We start from the raw sequence: 17,010 nt of genomic DNA on the forward strand, positions 1-17,010 counted from the left end.
AATACGATGGAGCTTCTATCTTGTAGAAGCTCTATCGTTTTATTTGCATATTGACGATGAAATATAAGGAAACACGGGTCAACCTATTATGTTAGCGGTAAATGAACGGACGCATCATTAAGGGACTTGCACACTTTGATGAGCATTCAGCCTTCCGTACGTCCAATAGATGCCTGAACCGGATACGGGATCTGAAGCGAAACATAGGGCATCCCGGATTTGGGCATTCGTTTTGCCTTGAGATGCGAGTAAAGCAGCCACACCGGCAACTTGAGGAGCGGCCATAGACGTTCCACTAAGGTAGGCGTACGAACCACCAAGATACGTGGAGAGGATGGTATCCCCTGGTGCAGCCATATCCACCCAGGAGCCATAGTTAGAAAAATTTGATTTTAGGTCGGAAGAGTTGGTGGATGCAACAGCGATGACGTTGGCATACGACGCAGGAACAATCGGGAATGACGTATTGTCATTACCTGCTGCTGCAATGATGACAGCTCCTCGATCCCATGCATACTGAACTGCATCCTGAAGGAAGGTACCTCCTGTCGGTCCACCCAGACTAAGATTGACGACTTGAACGCCGTTATTGGCTGCAAAAACAAGCCCGTTGCCTACGTTGCCAATCGTTCCTTGGCCGTTGTTGTCCAGCACACGAAGCGGTACGATGGAAGCAAGAGGTGCTGTGCCTGCAATGCCAACACCATTATTGGTGATGGAAGCGGCGATACCGGCAACATGGGTGCCATGACCATTTCCGTCCTCCGGGATGTTGTCATAATCGACGTAATCGTAACCAGGCAATAGTTTGGATGCAAGTTCGGGATGATTCAACTGTACACCTGTATCAATGATAGCAATTTTAATCGAGCTGTTACTTTGGCTGATATCCCATGCAGCGGGCGCATTGATTTTGGTGAGATTATACTGATAAGGAAAGAAGGGATCATTGGGGATAAAGGAAGCTTCAACCAGATAGTTGGGATGTGCATGTTCTATGAGATCATGGTCCTTGTACTGTTTGAGCATCCGGTGCATTTTTTTGCGAGATTCGATTCGATACCACCCGAGGTCTTCATAAGTTTCGGCAACTTTACATTTCGCTTTTCGATGAAGGGTGTGCATCTGATCAGGGGTTGTACCTTCCTTGAACTTGATTAACAGTTGATGTGGGGCGTGAGGGTCGAATGTATTTGTTTCCCTTTGGTCGACATAGCGAAGGGTGAACCAAGTGGATATCAAAATGAAAACGGCCAAGATGCCTAACCATAACCACATCGGCTTTACCCCTTTCCATATTGGATTCTGACACGCCTTATCCTATGCGGAATCTATGAAAATGCGCGGGCTTGCTTCCAAATTGGTCGGGAGTATAGATAGATTCATAGGTTTGTCTTAATTCGTTAAGATGAAGAGAAGTATTCTATAATCGAAAATAAGGAATGTGATATGGTTGACAGAACATCAGATGAAACCGGAAGTAAGACCTGTTCAATCCCATGAGATACAGGAAGCGATTCATTTTGCTATGGGTGTGCGTAGCGAAGTATTTCCCATGATGGATCACAGCGTACTTCCCAAGGATTTTGAACAGTTCAGCGAACATTATATGAACCGAAAGGATACTGTTTTTGTGATTGCGCGATTGGGTGAAGCGGGCATTATCGGCTCGATCGGTATTATTCCTTACGATGGACGAATTCAGGTTATTGATGGTCGATACCCCGAACACGCTGCAGCTGAGATTGTAAAATGTTACGTTGATCCTGCCTACCGCAGGTACGGCATTGGCTCACTCTTGGTGAGGGAACTGGAGCAGTTCGTAAACCAGATGCCATATACAACGTTATATCTGCACACCCATCGTTTTCTGCCGGGAGCCGTAGATTTCTGGGAACGTCAAGGATTCACTTTTATTACGGAAGAGCAGAATGAATGGCAGATCGTGCATATGGACAAACCCATCAAATTTTAGATCGGAGAGATGTAGGAATGTACACAAGTCTGATTGAGAAACTGGCCCACACAAAGGCGTTAAAATGGTTCCCGAACCGTCAAGTCGAGGAAAGCTGGATCGTTGAAGTTGAACAGGAACTGGGGTTTTTGTTACCGCCTTCCTACCGGTGGTGGCTTCTCAATTATGGGCAAGCGATGTTAAGCGGGACACAAATTTTAACAATTACTTCATCAGAGCACAGAGAGTACACGGATACGGACATTCTCTATATCTACAGACTTGCAGATGAACAGGCAAAGCAGGAAGGCAAGCTGGAACTATTTATCCCGGATGAGGATGAATATTATTATTTCGATACACGAATGACTGATGCACGCGGGGAGTTCAAGGTGATGCGTTTAGATTACTTTAATGGAGAGCCCGAAGTGTATGCGGATTCTTTTGCTGAATTTCTAGAAAAGTTGATTGATCAACGAACACCTCGGAACGCGTAGTACAGTAAAACGTAAGGTTTCAGACAGAGAATACAACTGGGGGAATAACAGATGAGCAACACAAAACCAAAAATCGTATTTATTGATATTGATGGCACGTTGGTAGACGATGACGGTAACATCCCATTGTCTGCTCAAGAGGCTTGTAAACAAGCGCGTAAGAATGGACATCTGCTGTACTTATGCACAGGCCGCTCTAAGGCTGAGATCTATGATTCGATCTGGGATGTAGGCTTTGACGGATTGATTGGAGCAGGCGGAGGGTACGTTGAATACGGATCAGATGTGTTATATCACAAAAAAGTAACTGCAGAAGATGTTCGTCATATGGTCGATTTCTTCAATGAAAACGGCATTGATTTCTATCTCGAATCCAACTCTGCATTGTATGCGAGCAGTAATCTTCAGACTCATCTGGAACGCCGCATCTATGGAGATATCGAGAATGATCCAGTTGCTCTGGAGAAAAAGGAAACAAAACCTCATCCGTTTATTGCAGGATTAACCTATGGTGAAGCCGATCTGTATAAAGACGACGTAAACAAGGTCTGTTTTCTGGAAAGTGAAGTCGTCCCGTTTGAACGCATCAAAGAGGAGTTTGAAGGCAAATTCGAAGTGATTCAATGTACTGTGCCTGTTTTCGGAGAGGGCAGCGGGGAATTGATGATTCCGGGCATCCACAAAGCGATCGCGATTGCTGATCTGTTAGAGCATCTGGGAATGTCGAGAGAAGATACGTTGGCCATCGGCGATGGCATGAATGATGCCGAGATGCTGGAGTTCTGTGCTATAGGGATTGCAATGGGCAATGCGAAGCCTGGGCTGAAAGCAATTGCCGATGATATCACAGGCTCCGTGGAAGAAGATGGACTATATCATAGCTTTGTGAAGCATGGGTTAATTTAAATCTTGAGAAAAAGAGAATCATAAGATTCAATCCGTTAAGACAGACATCTCTGTAGTTGGAGGTGTCTGTTTTTATTTTATACCCGAGCTTATTGCATATCTTAGTATGAAAGTTTAATATGAATTTTGAAAACAAGGAATTTATTGGGTTTAAACGGAGGTTGGAGGAATATGAAACTGAATAGATGGAGGACACCAGATGAGTAATATCGCCCTGTTGTTTCCTGGACAAGGTTCTCAGATCATTGGGATGGGAAGAGACTTCTGGAATCAATTTGATGTAGCCAGGCATTTATTTGAAGAAGCTAGTGACGCTATTTCTTTCGATTTAGAAAAGCTGTGTTTTGAAGGAAACATGAATGAATTGACATTAACGATGAACGCCCAGCCCGCACTGTTAACCGTTAGTGTTGTTGCATTTCAGATCTATATGCAGGAAATTGGAGTGAAACCGGCTTATATGGCCGGGCACAGCCTGGGAGAATATTCGGCTCTCGTATGCGCGGGAGTTCTATCTTTCCGAGAGGCTGTTCAACTTGTAAGACGAAGAGGCATGATTATGCACAATGCAGATCCAGATCAACAAGGTACCATGGCGGCTATTTCCAATATCTCAATCGGTACGCTTCAAAAAATATGTGAAGAAGTGTCTATAAACGAACGACCTGTCTGTGTTGCCTGTATAAACGCGAACCGGCAGTTTGTTATTTCGGGCCAACGCCAATCTGTACAAGAGGTCATAAGAAGAACGGCATTCAAAGGAACAAAACATTCTTATCTTCAGGTATCCGGTCCATATCATTCTCCCATGATGGAAAATGCGGCAGAACAATTCAAGATTGAATTAGATCAATATCAATATGATCATGCAGCATACCCTATCATTTCCAATGTCACAGCGAAGCCCTATCCGTCGGACCAATCCGTTGTAGATTATTTGAATAGACAAATGACTTGGCCAGTAAGGTGGTTAGAGTCCATGCACTACTTAGTGGAACAAGGGGTTACGGAGGTCATTGAACTGGGTTCCAAACAAGTGCTAGTGAGTCTTATGAATAAAATAGCGAAGAACATTGTACCTTATTCTTTAGGTCAACCTTCCGATTTAACGATACTCGCGAACTCACAGGCAAGACAAGACAAACTCTTAACCATACGAAAACATAAGTTGTCTCAACTGATGAGCACAGCACTCACTTCACGGAATTACAGTCAGGACCCAACAATATACAACAAAACAGTTGAGCCATTATTTCCTAAATTACAACGGATGAAAGAACAGCTAGACAATCCTCGCCATGAACTTAGCGAAGCTGAAATACAGGATTCAATTGTGCTGTGTGAGCTGATTTTTGCAGCCAAGCAATCCCCAATGAACGCAAAAGCGATGATAAGTACGATTTAGATTACTGGCTTCACCAATTGCTATACACTCCAGGTTGCCTCATCTGAGGCAGCCTATTTGGCATTGGATTTATACTGGATTTACTTGAAAATGTATCTATTTTATCAAAATGTGTAAAAAGTCACTCTTCATTGAAAACTATATTTTACCAAATAGTAACAATAATTTTCTTGAAAATACATATATTTCTATGGTAAAATTTTGCAGTAAATATGTGTAACTAATTAGATAAGTTACACAGAGATGATTCATTTGGAGGAGAGATATGTATACCAGTCGATTTCAAACACTCGTAGACGTTATTCGCGACAGAAGTAATACAACAGACCGAGGTATTCGTTTTATTGATTCTGATAAAATGGAAACTTTGATGTCCTATCGTCAATTATTTAACGAAGCCAAAGGTTATTTGGGATATCTACAAGAAATCGGCATAAAACCAGGGCAGGAGATTATTTTTCAGATTCAAGAAAACAAACGATTTATTGTCGCATTTTGGGCTTGTATATTGGGTGGAATGATACCTGTACCTGTAAGTATTGGTGAAGATGAAGAACAAAATATGAAAGTATACCGTATTTGGGATTTGCTGAAGGACCCTTTCATGATTGCATCTGAGAAAGTGCTGGGTAAAATGAAAAATTTTGCTTTGGAGCATGAAATGTCAGATTTCCATCATCAGCTGGAGAAAAGAACGGATATAATACATGACCAGGTATATAAGTATGATGTTGTTAGATATAACGAGCCCAAGTCGGACGACCTGGCATTTATTCAATTCTCGTCTGGATCAACCGGTGATCCCAAAGGTGTTATGCTCACCCATCGAAACCTGATATACAATGCGTGTGCTGCAATCAATGGCACAAAAATCAGCTCGGATGATCGTTTCCTCTCTTGGATGCCGCTCACCCATGATATGGGTTTGATCGGATTCCACCTCGTTCCATTCGTGGCGGGTATTCATCAATATCTGATCCCAACGGAATTATTTATTCGAAAACCAATTCTATGGATGAAAAAAGTCAATCAACATAGAGCCACTATCCTCTCCTCTCCTAACTTTGGTTACAAGTATTTTTTGAATTTTTTCCGTGAAGACAAGGCCGATGGATGGGATCTATCATGTGTCAGAGTCATCTATAATGGTGCTGAACCTATATTACCAGAGGTTTGCCATGAGTTTCTGAATGTGTTATCAGCCTATCAGTTGAAGAAAACGGCTATGTTTACCGTGTATGGATTAGCAGAGGCATCCGTAGCAGTTTGCTTTCCCCCAATAGAGAAAGAATTTGCTGCGGTATATGTACACCGCGATCACCTGAATTTTGTTGAGCATGTCATTGAAGTCGAGAAGGATGCAGAGCATGTGGCATCGTTTGCTGTCGTTGGTCGAGCTGTGGACTATTGTCATGTCCGAATATGTGATGAGGATATGAATCCCGTTCCAGATTATGTTATCGGCAGGATACAAATTCAGGGAGATAACGTCACCCAAGGATACTACAATAATCAGATGGCAACCGAGAACGTATTTACTCGTGATGGTTGGGTAATTACAGGGGATTTGGGCTTTACCATGAACGGTTCTCTTGTGGTCACAGGACGAGAGAAAGACATTATCTTCATGAATGGTAAAAATATATATCCTCATGACATCGAGCGTGTAGCTATTCAATTGCACGAGATTGAACTCGGCAGAATTGCGGCTTGCGGTGTGTACGATTCGAATAGTCAGAGCGAAGAAATTATTGTTTTTGTCGTTTATAAAAAAAAGATCGAACACTTTCTCCCACTCGTAAAAGAAATTAAAAAGCATTTATATATCCATGGAGGATGGAGTGTCAAGGAAGTACTGCCTATTAAAAAATTACCGAAAACAACGAGCGGAAAAATTCAGCGCTATCAGTTAGCCAAGCAATATGAAGCTGGAAAGTTTTCAGTAGAATCTGCACTTATCCAAGAAGCACTTATGAAGGATACAGGAAGAGAAATGGAAACCGTTTCTGTTCAAGTCTTGGAACGGGAACTGATATCCCTATTTTCTGATGTTTTGGTGGGGAAAAGGATTAAAGTTGAAGATAGCTATTTCGATATGGGTGCAACTTCATTGCAGTTGGCCCAGATCGCTGAACGTATCGAAGAGAAGTATGGAGAAGAGTTAGCCGTTACGGATCTCTTTACCTATCCCTCAATAACGGATTTAGCAGGATATTTGGCTGGTAGTCGCAGTGAAAATAAAAGAGTTCATCCCGCTCGGGAACATGAGTCATCATCAAATGATATAGCCATCATCGGTATGTCTATGAATTTTCCCGGAGCATCGAATGCAAGTGATTTTTGGCGTGTCATGGAAGAGGGAGAGCACTGCATTAGGGATTATCCTGAGCATCGGATACAAGACGCAGCGGATTATATTCAGTCCATTCGGAATGAAACGGATCAACTGGAATGGATCAAAGGCGGTTATTTAGATCAAATCGATCAATTTGATTATTCATTCTTTGGATTAACCCCGAGAACTGCCCAATTTATGGACCCGAATCAAAGAATGTTTTTGCAAACAGCATGGCATACGATCGAAGATGCGGGGTATGCAGGTGCAGGGATTAATGGCAGTCATGTTGGCGTGTATGTGGGTTATTCCAAAGTTGGGTATGATTATGAACGACTTATCACGGCAAGTTATCCTTCAGAGATCAAACACTATATTATTGGAAATTTACCATCTGTACTGGCGAGCAGAATCGCATATTTTTTAAATTTGAAGGGTCCGGCACTGACAATTGATACAGCTTGTTCTTCCTCGCTTGTTGCGGTTCATATGGCATGTAAAGGTTTGCTTGCAGGAGATTGTGAGATGGCTATTGCAGGAGGGATTCGAACCGCGTTGTTACCGATCAGTATCGGACTGGATATGGAATCTCCAGATGCATTGACACGAACGTTTAGCGAAGACGCGAACGGTACAGGCTTTGGTGAAGGTGTTGGAGCGGTTATGCTGAAGCCATTGCAACAAGCCATGCAGGACGGCGACCATATCTATGGCGTAATCAAAGGAAGTGCGATTAATCAAGATGGTAGAACGGTTGGTATAACAGCGCCTAATCCCGAGTCACAGACGAATGTCATTGAACAGGCGTGGAGAGAGGCTGGCATTTCACCGGATACACTGCATTTCATAGAAGCACATGGAACAGGCACCAAATTAGGTGATCCCGTTGAATTTAATGCTTTACGTAAGGCTTTTGAAAAATATACGGATCGAAAACAATTTTGTGCGATCGGGTCCGCTAAAACCAACATAGGACATAGTTTTGAAGCGGCGGGTATCGCCGGATTAATTAAATCTGTTCTCATGTTACAACATAGGACGATTCCGCCGTTGGTCCACTTTAATAAGCCTAATCCGGCACTGAAATTTGAATCTTCTCCTTTTTATGTGAATCAGGAATTGATGGCTTTGACTGACGAAGATCGACCTTTACGATGCGGGGTCAGCTCGTTTGGCTTCAGCGGCACAAACGCGCATGTGGTTCTTGAAGAATATGTTCCATCACAGACAGTACAACAAACATCGGATCAAGAGCCTCACCTATTTGTGTTATCTGCTCTTAATGAACGGTCACTGAATGAACTGATCAGAATGTATATTCAGTATATAGAAGAGCACAGCAACGTTAGCGTTCAACAAATCTGTTACACAGCAAGTAGGGGAAGGGCTAGTCTGGATTATCGGCTTGCCATCGTTGCAAAGAGTGCACAGGAACTGTATGGAAAATTGAAACAAATTGCACAAGGAGAAAACAAGATTTCCGACGTTTATTTTGGCTATGCCAAAAAAGACAGAGCTATCGCTTCTGATCATCTCTATGCACTGACAAAGGCAGAATCATTACGTTCATTCGGTGAGTTATTTACACAAGGGGCAGTGATCGATTGGGAGAGGCTGTACGAAGGCGAGATCATCCCTAAAATTCCATTGCCTTTATATCCTTTTGAGCAGAAAAGGTGTTGGATCGAAGTCAAACAACCGGTATCTGCAAAACATAAGGTAGAAAGGAATGGGGTTCCAATGGAGAAAAAAACAAACGATGTACAATTGAAAATTAAGACAAGCATCAGCCGCGCATCCGGTCTGAAACTGGCAGAACTAGATGAACATGCCCATTTTCTGCAGATGGGACTGGACTCCATCATCCTTGTGCAAATCAAGAAAGAGATATTAGACGGGTTTGGCCTGGATGTTCCGATGGAGATGTTTTTTGAGAATCTTACGAATATCCATTCCTTAGTGCAATATGTGTCAGAGAATACAAAGGGTTTTGATATGTCTGCACACTTAGATGATGCGCCAGAACAGGAACATTCTGAACAACAACATCTTGCATCGGTGCCTCATACAAATCCGGCCAGATCATCAGCGAATTCAGACCAAATTGTGATGTCTGCCATTCAGCTGATGGAATCCCAATTAAAAAGTCTGAATTTGCTATTGGGTGAGCAAACAGCTGCTCAAGTGAATCATTCGCAAATGAAACATCCTAAACACGATGAACTCAATGAACTTAATGAACTCAATGAAGTTAAAAAGGTCAGAGAAGTGCCCAATATGGAAGCAAACAATGAAAATGGTAAGGGGATTCGAACGGAAAACGTTACATCTAATCTCGATTCCAAACAAATCAAGCCGTTTATACCGTATCAATCACTGAAAATTCAAGAAGAAAGTCCATTCTCAGAATTGCAGAACCAATATATTGAACAATTTATAGCCAAATATACTGCTAAAACCAAGGGCTCTAAGCTAAAAACCAATCAAACCCGTTATGTACATGCCAACAATCGTAATGTTGCTGGGTTTCGTTCTTATTGGAAGGAAATGGTGTACCCCATCATTGCTGCACGTGCTGATGGGTCCAAAATATGGGATGTAGACGGGAACGAATATTTGGATTTGACGATGGGGTTTGGTGTGAATTTGTTTGGTCATAATCCATCGTTTATTCAACATATTATGGCTGAGAGCATTCAAGGACAGATGCCTCCATTAGGCCCTATGTCCGATCTGGCAGGAGATGTTGCAGCCAAAATTTCAGAGCTGACAGGTGTAGAGCGTGTCGCATTTTATAATTCGGGTACTGAAGCTGTCATGGTTGCGCTTCGTTTGGCAAGGGCAGTAACGGGACGTTCCAAAGTTGTATTATTTTCCGGGTCGTATCATGGTACACATGACGGCGTATTAGGAGTAGCGGACCCCGGAAATATTTTATCTTCTGCACTGCCCATGGCTCCTGGAATTATGAAAAGTTCTATGGAGGATTTGATCATTCTGAATTATAACCATCCGCAATCCCTTGAACTGATTCGTCGTATGGGTGATGAATTGGCTGCTGTGCTTGTTGAGCCAGTACAGAGTCGAAGACCTGATCTGCAACCAACGCCTTTTTTACATGAACTTAGAGAGATTACTATACAATCTGGTACTGCACTTATTTTTGATGAAGTCATAACTGGATTTAGGATCGGATTGGGTGGAGCACAGGAATGGTTTGGAGTTCAGGCGGATTTGGTTACCTATGGAAAAGTGGTTGGCGGCGGGCTGCCAATTGGCATCGTTGCGGGCAAAGCTGAATATATGAATGCTGTAGACGGAGGCTCCTGGAATTTTGGTGATTCTTCTTTCCCTCCTGACGCAGACAAAAAAACCTTTGTTGGTGGAACATTCTGTACCCATCCGCTTACTATGCGAGTAACGTTAGCCGTACTGCAGCATCTTCAATCCGAAGCAGGAGTTTTATACGACGAATTAAATGAAAGAACAGATTATCTTGTAAAGGAATTAAATGAGTTTTTTAAAACATCGAATGTGCCTATGCAGATGGTGAACTTTGGATCACTGTTTAGATTTATTTCCTTTGGAGATATGGAGTTATTTTTCTACCATCTAATCCATAAAGGTTTATATATTTGGGAAGGTCGCAACTGCTTTATATCTACAGTTCATTCCATGGATGACATGAATACAATCATTAAGATTGTGAAAGAGACGATCAGTGAATTGCGGGAACTGGGCTTTATTCCTGGTGCTTCACCTGTTATGGAAATTGCCTTGTCATTGGAGCAAAAGCAATTATTACTAACTACACTACACGGTGAAGATGCAAATGCGGCATTAAATCAGAGTATTATTTTGAAAATGAAGGGCGACATGAACCCGTCCGCTCTAGAACAAGCTGTGAATCAGATCATACAGCGTCATGAAGCTCTGCGAACTGTTATTCATGCGGATCGTGAGACACAACAAATCAAGGAAGTAATGGAATTTCACTGCACATGGCTGGATTTCTCCATGTATGTTGGCGAGAAGCAAGAGCAGGAAATATCCGATTGGTTATCTAGCGACGCGAGTGAAGCATTCAATCTGCAATCAGGGGAACCTTTGTTTAGAATTACGTTGCTTAAACAGGCAGCGAATCAATATGTTATGGTGCTTACCTTTCATCATATTATTGCAGATGGCTGGTCGATTGCTTTATTTGTTCAAGAATTGGAACAAATTTATTCTTCTCTTATTCGAGGAACTCAAGTTCAATTGCCAGAAGCCACTCCCTTTCGTCAGTATTTAACTTGGCAGCGGCTTCAACAGGGCAGAGGTGCGTATGACCAAGGGCTGCAGTTCTGGCAAAAGCAATTTTCCTTATCCTATCCGAACGTAGTTCTACCAACGGCACAGTCCGTTGAGGTGCAAAAGGGATATTCAGGCGCACGATACTCCATGAAACTGGATCATTCCTTAACAGCATCCTTGCGAGCATTAAGTATAAATAATAAAAACAGTTTGTTTGTCACGATGTTTGCCGCGTTTCATTTATATTTACATCGGCTCACAGGGCAGTCTCAGCTTGTGATCGGAGTGCCTACGGCAGGTCAATCTCATATGAGGAAAAATGCTTTGATGGGCAACTGCGTCAATATTGTACCTGTTCATCATAGCTTGTTAACGGAGCAGTCTGTTGCGGACCATATTGTTCAGCTTAAGGAGAAGTTGGCTCTTGTCATGGAACATCAGCATGTTCCATTAACGCTTGTATCCGAGCATCTTGCCTCTACGAGCGCACCCGAGACCCGCATCTTATTTAATATGGATCGAACGATTCATCACCTTCAATTCGATAATATTGAAACGAAGCTTGTGTCGTATCCGATCAAACATATTTCATATGATTTATTTCTAAATATTACGGATGTAAGCCATGAACTTTATCTCGATTTTGATTACAATACCGATCTGATTGGACATGAGATCATGAAATTGTGGTCTGAAGGGTTTATAGGTTTACTGCATCGTATGGTCAGTCGTCCTGAAGCTGAGATCTTGTCGTTGACATTATTTACAGATCAACAACAGGCACAATTAGACGATATGTACAATCAGTTTAAAACAGAACGTGCTGTTAGCATTAGGCATACTGCCGAGTTTGCGTATCCGCTCAATGATATTGAACGAAAGCTGGCGCGGATTTGGGAGGACGTATTGTCTCTGGATCAAGTGGGCAGAAATGATCACTTCTTTGATCTCGGAGGCAACTCTCTCCAGGCGACTGTGATGCTCACCAAAGTCCATCAGCAGTTTGCACAACATATTTCGATCGTTCAATTATTCAAGAATAGACATCTGAAGGAGCTTGCCAGTCTGATTACAGACGAGAACGTAAGCCCAATCGTTCCGATTAGACCACTGGAGGTCAAAGAGCTTTACGAGACTTCTCCTGCACAACAACGAATCTATTTTCTGGATCAATTTGAGCCCAGTAGTGTGTTCCAGAATATGTGCGGTCATCTGACCGTTAGAGGAGATATAGATGAAGCTAGATTAATTGATGCATTAGAACAAATGGTGAAGCGTCACGAAGCTTTTCGCACCAGTTTTCATCTGGTTGAAGGAGAACTTTATCAAGCCATTGCCCCATCGATTGATTTTCAAGTGAAACGCTCGGAGCAAAGCTATGACTCATTTGAACAGCATATCAAGGCGTTTACCAAACCGTTTAATTGCTCCCAAGCTCCGTTAATACGTGCGGAATTCATTCGTGTTAACGATGATCATGCAGAGATTCTCATTGAGATGCATCATATTATATCCGACGGCTATTCCGTTGGTATTCTAGCGAATGAACTTATCGATGCATATGACGGAAGAAACATGCCGGAAATCAAGGTTGAATACAAGGACTTTGTTGCTTGGCAGAAAGACTACATGACAGGTGAAAACTACAGTCAGCAGGAGAAATATTGGCTGGATCAATTCAGTGGGGAGATACCTAGTCTGAATCTGCCTACCGATTTTGTTCGAACACCCTATGTGACTTCGGCTGGTTCAAGACTGTCTTTTGTTTTGGATCACCACTTGAAGGATTCGCTGAACAGTCTTGCCAAACAGACAGGCACCACATTGTTTATGGTGTTGTTAGCCGCGTATAATACGTTGCTTCATCGGTATACGGCTCAAGAGGACATTATCGTAGGGACGCCAACCTCAGGAAGAAATCATCCAGATGTTGAGCGTATTGTAGGTGTCTTTATTCAGACGGTAGCGATTCGAACACAGCCTAAGGCAAATAAGTCGTTCCGATCCTATCTCGAGGAGATCAAAAATCAATCCCTCGATGCATTGAACAACCAAGACTATCTATTTGACCATCTTGTTGAAAAATTAAACATACATCGCGAGTCGACTGGAACAGCATTATTTAATACCATGTATATTTTTCAAAATACAGCGTTGAACCAAAGGCAGGAAAAAGATTGCAGTTTCAAAGTGAGAGAGAGCAATGTCGGCGTATCATTATATGATCTGATGTTCATCGTTGAAGATGATCACGAGTGTCTGGAGATGCACTTGAATTATAAGACAGATCTATTTGAACGGAATACCATCGACCGAATGAAGACACATCTGCTGAATATCCTCAGAGACATCGTGATCGAACCGGATGTTGTATTGTCTGATATTCAAATGCTGTCTAAACAGGAGCAGTACGTTCTATTACATGATTTTAATGATAGCGCAATCGACTATTCCCGGGATCAGACCCTTCAGGAACGCTTCGAGGCACAGGTAGAACGATCACCTGACCAATTGGCTGTTAGTTATGGTAATCAGCAGCAATTAACGTATCGTCAATTGAATGAACGGGCGAACCAGCTGGCATATACGCTAAGAGCTGAAGGGGTATGCGCGAATCAACTCGTAGGCCTTATGACAGAGCGTTCCATGAATATGATTGTTGGTATCTTGGGCATTATCAAAGCGGGCGGGGCATATGTACCGCTTGATCCGGATTCTCCTGAAGAGCGTATCCAGCATATCTTGCGTGATTCAGGAGCGATGGTGTTGGTCACACAAGAGCATCTGAAACAAAGGATCATTTTCGATGGGAAAATTATGGATTTAAACGATGAAAAAAGCTACGCATCTAATCTCTCCAACTTAGAACGGGTAGGGGATTCCAGCCAGCTGGCATATGTAATCTATACTTCCGGTACAACGGGGATGCCAAAAGGCGTCATGATCGAACATCGTCAGGTTCAACATTTAGTTACCTCGCTGTTCAGCCAGGTTATGAATGAATCACATAACGGTATGCATGTTGCAGTACTAGCTCCTTACTATTTCGATGCATCGGTCAAACAGATTTTTGGCACGCTGCTGTCAGGACATGCCTTGTTTGTTGTAGACAAGGAAACGGTTGGGGATGGACAAGAGCTAATGAATTATTACAAGCGGTATGAAATTGAGGTAACCGACGGTACACCTGCTCACCTGAAATTGCTTGCCAGGGCAAGAGACGTTCACGGAAGTTCATTAAAATATATGCTCATTGGCGGAGAGGCTCTTTCTCAGCAAAGTGTGGCTGAATTCACTGCTTTATTTTCACTCCACCATTCGCCGCCAACCATAATTAACGTTTACGGTCCGACTGAATGCTGTGTCGATGCTGCGACATATCGTGTTGTTCCGAAGGAGTTGGATACAGAAAACAGAAAAAATCATCTGCCGATTGGCCGAACATTAGGCAATAACCGTCTGTATGTATTAAACAATCATGAAAAAGTTCAGCCTGTGGGTGTAGTTGGGGAATTGTGCATTTCAGGTGACGGAGTAGGTAGAGGATATTTGAACTTGCCTGAACTGACAGCAGCAAAATTCGTGCGTGATCCGTTCGTCCAAGGAGCGACGATGTATAAGACGGGAGATCTGGTGAGATGGCTACCGGACGGCAATGTCGAGTATTTGGGGCGAATCGATCATCAAATCAAGATTCGAGGCTACCGAATTGAAGTGGGTGAAGTTGAAGCAGCATTATTACTTGTACCAGGTGTGAAAGAAGTCATCGTGATCGCACATGAGGATGAGAACGGAGACAAATCTCTATGTGCCTACTTTACGGCGGATTCCGAAAAGACCGTTGGAGAGTTGAAACAAAATCTTGCTGCCCTGCTGCCCAATTATATGGTTCCAGCTTACTTTATACAGCTCGATAATATGCCTCTGACCTCCAATGGGAAAATTAATCGACGTTTACTCCCGCCTCCACTAGAAAACATACAAACGGGAAGTGAATATATCGAACCCCGGACATCCTTGGAAAAAACGTTACTACCCATTTGGGAGGACGTACTTGGTATAGATAAAATCAGTATAAGAGACAGTTTCTTTGATGTAGGAGGCAACTCTTTACGCGCGACAAAGCTGGTGTACAAAATCAATCAAAACCTGAGTGTTCGTATCTCAGTCAGAAACGTATTTGAATGGCAGACGATAGAACAAATGGCCCAGTACATTAATCAGATGGAGCAGCAGGTTAACCAGCCTATTGCACAAGCGACGGAAAAAGAATATTATCCTATTTCTTCTGCACAAATGAGAATGTACATTATGAGCATGAAAGCCGGTGAGGAGCTCATCTACAACATGTCAGGCCTGTTTATGCTGGAAGGAGCGCTGGATCGGACACGATTGGAGGCAGCTTTTCAGCAGTTAGTAGATCGTCATGAATCGCTCCGGACTGCTTTCAAAATCATCCAAGGAGAACCCAGACAAATCATATATCCTGAAGTGAAGTTTGTCATTGAATCCATTCAGGCAGTGGAAGAAGAGGTGGAAGACCAGGTAGAGAAGTTTATTCGTGCCTTCGATCTGGGACAAGCACCGCTTATGAGAGCAGGGCTGATTAAACTTCGACAGGATTGCCATGTACTGTTAGTGGATCTGCACCATATCATTGCAGATGGACTATCTGTGCAGATTCTAATGTCCGAACTCGGTCAGTTATATCGTGGAGAAGAGCTATCTCCTCTTCGAATTCAATACAAGGATTATGCGGAGTGGCAGCAATTCCAACTTCACAGTGATTGGATGAAAAAGCAGGAGCAGTATTGGCTCGGGGTCTTCAGTGAGCAAATTCCTCTATTGGAATTGCCAACAGATTATGAAAGACCCGAATCGCTGCGTTATGAGGGGGATTTATTGGAAATTGCTGTGAACGAAGACCTGGCCATAAGCCTGAGAAAATTGGAAACTCAGACGGGAGCAACGTTATACATGATCCTGCTCGCGGCTTATACCATTTTGTTGTCTAAATATAGTGGACAAGAGGATATCATCGTGGGTATGCCGATTGCGGGAAGAACACATGCGGAGCTGGAGCCGGTGATGGGCATGTTCGTGAATACACTTGCTGTTCGAAATCAGCCTGCAGCGGATAAAACATTTGCAGCATATCTGCTGGAAGTTAAAGAACATATGCTGAACGCTTATGAGAATCAGGATTATCCGTTTGAGGAATTAATCAAAAAAGTTAATCTGACCAAGGATGCACGGCGGAACCCGCTGTTTGACACGATGTTTGTATTGCAAAATTCAGGTCCGTCAGAGATGCATATGGATGGTCTCACCTGTATGCCAGTTGCTCCAAATAATCGCGTATCCAAGTTTGATTTAACACTGTATGTTACCGAGTCGGATCAGCAGATTGATGCCGCTTTTGAATATAGCACAATTCTATTTGAAAAAACCACGATTGCAGCCATGTCACAACACTTGCTTCTAATTCTGACAACGATAGGCTGTGAACCTCATATTGAAATCAATCAGATTAAATTCCCTGAAGAGGACATGAATGAAGGTACACTGTCCGATCTGATCGAGATGGATTTTTTCTAAGTGAATATAAAATATAAAT

At 42.7% G+C, this 17,010-nt stretch carries 6 protein-coding genes; 5 read left to right on the forward strand and 1 reads right to left on the reverse strand.

Features of this window, described 5'->3' with window-relative positions:
* Positions 1–117: 117 nt before the first annotated feature.
* The gene (locus tag ABIE27_RS08700) at positions 118–1,278 is read right to left on the reverse strand and encodes a S8 family peptidase (protein ID WP_123065789.1); all 1,161 of its coding nucleotides are present in this window, start codon (positions 1,276–1,278) and stop codon (positions 118–120) included.
* 190 nt (positions 1,279–1,468) lie between these two features.
* Between ABIE27_RS08700 and ABIE27_RS08705 the strand changes: the two genes are divergently transcribed.
* The 5 genes from ABIE27_RS08705 to ABIE27_RS08725 all read left to right on the forward strand — a co-directional run bounded on the left by ABIE27_RS08705 (position 1,469) and on the right by ABIE27_RS08725 (position 16,991).
* Positions 1,469–1,975: a GNAT family N-acetyltransferase gene (locus tag ABIE27_RS08705; RefSeq protein ID WP_123065826.1), complete on the forward strand. Its 507-nt coding sequence runs from the start codon at positions 1,469–1,471 to the stop codon at positions 1,973–1,975.
* Positions 1,936–2,451: an SMI1/KNR4 family protein gene (locus ABIE27_RS08710; protein ID WP_240037037.1), complete on the forward strand. Its 516-nt coding sequence runs from the start codon at positions 1,936–1,938 to the stop codon at positions 2,449–2,451. Before ABIE27_RS08705 ends, ABIE27_RS08710 begins: the two co-directional genes overlap by 40 nt.
* Positions 2,452–2,502: 51 nt before the next feature.
* Complete coding sequence (locus ABIE27_RS08715; protein ID WP_429350338.1) at positions 2,503–3,357, forward strand: Cof-type HAD-IIB family hydrolase; 855 nt, start codon at positions 2,503–2,505, stop codon at positions 3,355–3,357.
* 199 nt (positions 3,358–3,556) lie between these two features.
* The gene (gene fabD, locus ABIE27_RS08720; RefSeq protein ID WP_429350339.1) at positions 3,557–4,762 is read left to right on the forward strand and encodes an ACP S-malonyltransferase; all 1,206 of its coding nucleotides are present in this window, start codon (positions 3,557–3,559) and stop codon (positions 4,760–4,762) included.
* A 265-nt stretch (positions 4,763–5,027) separates the two neighbouring features.
* Positions 5,028–16,991, forward strand: a complete 11,964-nt coding sequence (locus ABIE27_RS08725; RefSeq protein WP_429350340.1) for an amino acid adenylation domain-containing protein — start codon at positions 5,028–5,030, stop codon at positions 16,989–16,991.
* Positions 16,992–17,010 lie beyond the last annotated feature (19 nt).

The sequence above is a fragment of the Paenibacillus sp. 4624 genome, from assembly GCF_050435065.1.
In the GTDB taxonomy this organism is placed as follows: domain Bacteria; phylum Bacillota; class Bacilli; order Paenibacillales; family Paenibacillaceae; genus Paenibacillus; species Paenibacillus amylolyticus_D.